Origin of the sequence: Umezawaea sp. NPDC059074 (assembly GCF_042738955.1) — a bacterium.
Classification (GTDB): Bacteria; Actinomycetota; Actinomycetes; order Mycobacteriales; family Pseudonocardiaceae; genus Umezawaea.
Genome location: NZ_JBHYHC010000078.1, coordinates 37,103 through 42,198 on the forward strand (window position 1 = coordinate 37,103; position 5,096 = coordinate 42,198).

At 72.9% G+C, this 5,096-nt stretch carries 4 protein-coding genes and 1 pseudogene; 1 reads left to right on the forward strand and 4 read right to left on the reverse strand.

All coding sequences use genetic code 11. The features are described 5' to 3' along the window. Nucleotides 1–722 precede the first annotated feature (722 nt). Nucleotides 723–1,880, forward strand: coding sequence for an MFS transporter (locus tag ACFWW9_RS29560; protein ID WP_390384636.1), 1,158 nt, complete (start codon nt 723–725; stop codon nt 1,878–1,880). Between the two features lie 4 nt (nt 1,881–1,884). On the opposite strand, the gene ACFWW9_RS29565 is transcribed toward ACFWW9_RS29560, so the two are convergent. The 4 genes and pseudogenes from ACFWW9_RS29565 to ACFWW9_RS29580 all read right to left on the reverse strand — a co-directional run. Further along, on the reverse strand, nt 1,885–3,072 hold the full coding sequence (locus tag ACFWW9_RS29565; protein ID WP_390384638.1) for a cytochrome P450: 1,188 nt from the start codon (nt 3,070–3,072) through the stop codon (nt 1,885–1,887). After that, on the reverse strand, nt 3,069–4,478 hold the full coding sequence (locus ACFWW9_RS29570; protein ID WP_390384640.1) for a 3-oxoacyl-[acyl-carrier-protein] synthase III C-terminal domain-containing protein: 1,410 nt from the start codon (nt 4,476–4,478) through the stop codon (nt 3,069–3,071). The genes ACFWW9_RS29565 and ACFWW9_RS29570 overlap by 4 nt, the downstream gene beginning before the upstream one ends. Next, nucleotides 4,475–4,858, reverse strand: coding sequence for a hypothetical protein (locus ACFWW9_RS29575; RefSeq protein ID WP_390384642.1), 384 nt, complete (start codon nt 4,856–4,858; stop codon nt 4,475–4,477). The genes ACFWW9_RS29570 and ACFWW9_RS29575 overlap by 4 nt, the downstream gene beginning before the upstream one ends. A gap of 133 nt (nt 4,859–4,991) precedes the next feature. Further along, nucleotides 4,992–5,081: pseudogene (locus ACFWW9_RS29580) on the reverse strand (hypothetical protein); the annotation flags it as partial. Nucleotides 5,082–5,096 lie beyond the last annotated feature (15 nt).

Here is a 5,096-nt window from a genome sequence, read left to right on the forward strand (position 1 = left end):
CCTCTCTGCGGCGTCGTGTGGCGGTCCCGCCGGGGGGGCGGTGTTCGGTTTCAACCAGCGGCCGGCGGTTTTGTTGGGGGGCGGGCCCGGGCGGCCCGCGCGGGGGCGGGCGCGCGCCGGGATCAGCGCTGTCGAGGTGGTGCGGTCCGCACATGCGTGCGGCGAACGCCCCTCCCCACGACGGCTAATCGGGAGCACCCGGCGATCCGGCTCGACATGACCCTGAAACCTCCACACAGCACCACGGACCCGCCCGGCAGACCACGAGCGGGAAAGCGCTTCCAGAACGTCGGCCCGGCCTCGTCGGGCCACCGGCGTCTCCCCCAGTCTTGTTACGGCGGACCTCTTAATCGCTTCGGCATCACGCACCAAATCCCTGCTCGGCATTCGCGATTCGAATATCGACATGAGACGGACCTATTACTACGCCGAACGCCGCGTTCGCCAAAAAAGGTCCAAGTCAATGTTTCACCACGAATCACGTACCCGAATTCGGTGATAAAACCCCTTCGGCGACCGATCTACCAGCACTGATACCAGAGTTCCTGGCAACCGTGAAATATCCCGCGAACCACTCTTTCCCCACCCAAGAAACGATCACCCGTACCGCCTTCAGCATAGCCGGACCGGTCACGCAGGGTGCCCGAAGAATTCACAAAGTCACCGGATCCATGATCACGCCGAGTAGAGTCCGGCACGCACGCGCCGACGCCGAGGTGACGATGGCCGGATACCGAGCACTGCTGACCCGCTCCCCCACGTGGTGGTGGCTGGTCACCACGGTGTCCACCCGCCTCGCCGTGTGCACGGTTCCCCTGGCGTTCGTGTTCGCGGCGCGGGAGCACACGGGCACGTACGCGTGGGGAGCCGTCATCGCCGGGGCCTACGCCGCGGGCGAGGCCGTCGCCGCCCCGCGGATGGGCGCTCGGTTCCAGCACCGCCCGCTGCGAAGGGAACTCGCGCTGGTGGCCGTGGTCGAGGCGGTGGCACTGGTCGGGGTGGTCGTGGCCCTCCGGTTCGGCGCGCCGGTCGTCGCGGCGGCCGTGGCGGCGCTCGGTGGCGGCGTGGCGAGCGGGACCTTCGGCGGACTCCGCACGCTGCTGGTGAAGTCCGCCCCGGACGGACGCGAGAGCGCGGTGGCGCTGGACGTGGTGGTGAACCAGGTGTGCCAGATCGCCGGTCCGGCGCTGGCGGGCGCCGCGCTCGTCGCGGGCAGCGCCGACCTGGCCCTGCTGGCCGTCGCCGGAGCCCTGCTGGTCACCGTGGCCGTCGTGCCGAAGCTCCCGGAGTCCTTGGAGGACGGCGTATCGCGTCCCAAGCCGGGACAGCGGCTCACGCGTGCGCTGTGGCCGTCGGCGATCGTCGTCACGGTCGTGCTGGCGATGCAGGCCGCGGTGGAGGTGACGCTGCCCAGCGTCGTGGAGCACCGCGGCGGCCCGCCGGAGTGGGCGGGGGTCGCGCTCTCCGCGCTGGCCGTCACCAGCATCGTCGGCGGCTTCGTCTACGGCCTGCGCCGCTGGCCCGGCCGCGCGCTCGGGCACACCCTGGTCCTCGCGTCGCTGTTCGGCCTGGTCGTCGCGGCGGTCGGTCTGGTGGGCTCGGCCGTCGCCACGGTCGCCCTCGTCGCGTGCGCGGGTTTCTTCCAGGCCGCCGCGAGCACCGCCCGCAGCCTCACGGTCATGGACGCCCTCCCGGCGGACTCGTGGTCCGCCGGGTTCTCCGTCCTGTACTCCTGGGGAGCCGTCGGGTTCACCGCGGCGAGCGCCGTGAGCGCCCTGGTCCTCGCCGCGGGTGACGCCGCGATCCTGTTGTCCTGCCTGGGTTTGGGGTCCTGCGCGGTGTTCGCCGTCACCGGGTGGCGCGAGCACGCCACCCGGTGACCGCTCACCACGTCACGGGCAGGGACCGAAGCCCGTACACGATCTTCTCAGCGGTGTACTCGAGGTCCGGCGCCGCGGGCCGCAACCCCGGCAGCCGCCGGAACAGGGTCTCCAGCGCGATCTGGAGTTCGGCCCGCGCCAACGCCTGACCGAGGCACAGGTGCGTACCGTGGCCAAACGCCACGTGCCGCGTGGCGTCGCGCCCCACGTCCAGCTCGCACTCCCCCGAGCCGACCAGCTCGGTGTCGCGGTTGGCCGTGGAGAGCATGCAGATCAGGCCCTCGCCCGCGCGCACCAGGGTGCCGCCGACCTCCAGGTCCTCGGTCGCGACTCTCGACAGGCCCAGGTGGACCAGCGTGAGGTGCCGCAACAGCTCCTCCACTCCCTGCTGCGTGGCCGCCGGTCCGGACAGCAGCCGTGCCACCTGGTCGGGCCGGTCCAGCAGGACCCGCACGGCCATCGCGGTCTGGTTCGCCGTGGTCTCGTGCCCGGTGACCAGGAGCATGAACCCCATCGACGCCGTCTCGGCCGCGCTGAGGTCGTCCCGCGCCACCAGCCTGCTCAGGACGTCGTCGCCCGGCTCGCTCCGCTTGCGCTCGGCGAGCCCGGCCAGGTACGCCATCAGCTCGCGGTGCGCCGCCGTCGCCTGCTCGGCCGTGATGGTGTTGTCCAGCAGGGTCGCGCTCAACGACTGGAAGTAGTCGTGGTCGTCGAACGGCACCCCCAGCAGCAGGCAGATGACCAGCGACGGGATCGGCTGGGCGAAGTCGGCGACCAGGTCCGCGGGCGCGCCGCGCTCGACCATGCGGTCGATCGCCCGGTCCACGATCCGCTGGATGTCCGGCCGCAGCTCCTCGACCCGCTTCACCAGGAAGTCCCGGCTGACCATCCGGCGGAGCCGGGCGTGCTCCGGGTCGTCCATCCGGATGAAGCTCGGGGTCGCCGTCGCCAGCTCGCGCTGCGTCGGCGACAGGAACGGGAACCCCTGCCGCCGGGCGTCCGCGCTGAACCGCTGGTCGGCGAGCACGGCGCGGACCTCGTGGTACCCGGTGACCAGCCAGCACGGCGACCCGTCCGGCAGCACGGCCCTGCTGATCGGCCCGCTCTCGGCGGCCCGCCGGTAGACCGGCGGCGGGTCGAACGGGCACTCCCCGTACGCGCCGGGCAGCGCGGTGACCTCCTCGGTGATCACGGCGTTCCTCCTGTCGGGGTGCGCAGCGCGCGCAACGTCATGCCCGCGGTCGTGCACTGCCCGACGACCATCAGCAGCTCGACGACCCGCGGCTCGTCCAGCACGGCCGACAGCCGATCCCAGACGTCGTCGGACAGATCGGCGTCCGCGACCAGTTCGTCCACCGCCTCCAGCACCACGCGGTCGGCGGGCGACCACGGGTGCCCGGCGAGCGGAGCACCCACCGCGGCGGTCTCGGCGGCGTCCAGCCCGGTCGTCCGGGCGTGCTCGGCGTGCCGGGCCCACACGTACGCGGACCCGAGCCGGTGCGACGTCCGCAGCACGGCCAGCTCCCGCGTGCGTGCGGGCAGCAGCCCCTCGTGCGTGAGCAGCCGGACCAGGCCGAGCCACGCGTAGGCCAGCGGCGGGTGGTGCGCGAGCGTGCCGAACAGGTTCTCCCGGCCGTCCCTGGCGAAGCCGAACAGGCCCACCAGGTCGCCCCGACGCAACCTGCCCGTCTCCAGCGCCAGCGCGAGCTGGAGCGGGATGGTGTTCGTGGCGACGTTGCCGTGGTCGGCGAACGTGGGCACGACCTGGTCCGCCGTCACGCCCGCCCACTCGCAGGCGAGCCTGGTGAACGCCACCGACGGCTGGTGCACGCACGCGAGGTCGAGGTCTCCCGGCTTGACGCCGATCTCGACCATCGCCCGCTCCAGCCGGTCCGCCATGCCGTCGAACGACGCCACGAGCTTCGCCGAGTCGATCCGCAGGTGCCCCAGGGTGCGGTGGTTCGCGTACGGGTTGGGCAGCGTCGCGGCCTCCCAGCCCCACGAGTTCGCGAAGAACCGCGACCCCAGGATCCCCGGCCGGTCACGGGCCTCCACCAGGACGGCCGAGCCCATGTCGCCGGTGCTCAGGCTCGGCAACGCGGTCAGGACGTCCTTCGGGTCCTCCAGCGCGCGGCGGGACTCCCGTGTGCTGACCTCGGCCGACACGACCAGCACCCGGCGGTACTGCCCGGCCCGGACGAACGCGTCGGCGACCTCGATCCCGTTGAGGACGCCGTTGCAGGCGTTCTTCAGGTCGAACACCCGCGCGCGGACGCCGAGCTTGTCGGCGACGACGTGCGCGGTGGCCGGTTCCTCCATGTCGGCGAGGATTCCGGTGTACACCAACAGGTCCACGTCGAGCGGGTCGGTGCCGTGCTGGTCGAGCAGGGTCCTCGCCGCGCGGGCGGCGAGGTCGGACGGCTGGTCCTCGTGCGCCGCGACGGTGCGCTCGCGGAGGCCGTACATGTGGTGCAGGACGCCGCGGGACATGGCGATGTCGGGGTTGTCCGCGCGGAACCGGTCCTCGGCCTCCGCGACGGTCTGGCGGCCCGCGGGGACGTGGACGGCGGCGTGCGCGATGGCGCTGTGCACGGTCACGAGGCCCTCCCGGCGGTGAAGACCAGCACGACGTTGTGCCCGCCGAAGCCGAACGAGTGGCTCGCGACGACCCGGACCGCCTGGCGGCGTTCCGCCCCGACGACGCAGTCGAGCGGGAACGCCGTCGACGCCAGGTTCACGATCGGCGGCACGACGCCGTGCCGCAGGGTCAGCGCCGTGAGCGCGGCCTCGATCGCGCCCGCCGCGCCGAGGGTGTGGCCGAGCACGCCCTTCGCGGACGTGACGCTCGGGCCGTGCGGCAGCACGCGGGCGATGGCGGCGACCTCGACCTCGTCGTTCTTCGGCGTGGAGGTGCCGTGCGCGTTGACGTGGTCGACGTCCGACGGGGCGAGGCCCTCGTCGGCCAGCGCGGTGCGCAACGCCGCCTCCGCTCCCCGGCCGTCGGGGGCGGGCGCCCACGAGGTCCGCGTACGAGCGCCGCCCGCGCGCCTCGGCGTCCTCGGCGCGTTCCAGGACGAGCACCCCCGAACCCTCGGCGATGACGAACCCGTCGCGGTCGGCGGCGAACGGACGGGACGCGCCCGCCGGGTCGTCGACCCGACCGGACAGCGCGCCCAACTGGTGGAACCCGGTGGTGATCACCGGCGTGACGGCGGC

What these genes read in the sequence shown, in the direction of transcription:
- ACFWW9_RS29560 (WP_390384636.1), top strand. Translation starts at nt 723, where the DNA reads ATGGCCGGATACCGAGCACTGCTGACCCGCTCCCCCACGTGGTGGTGG.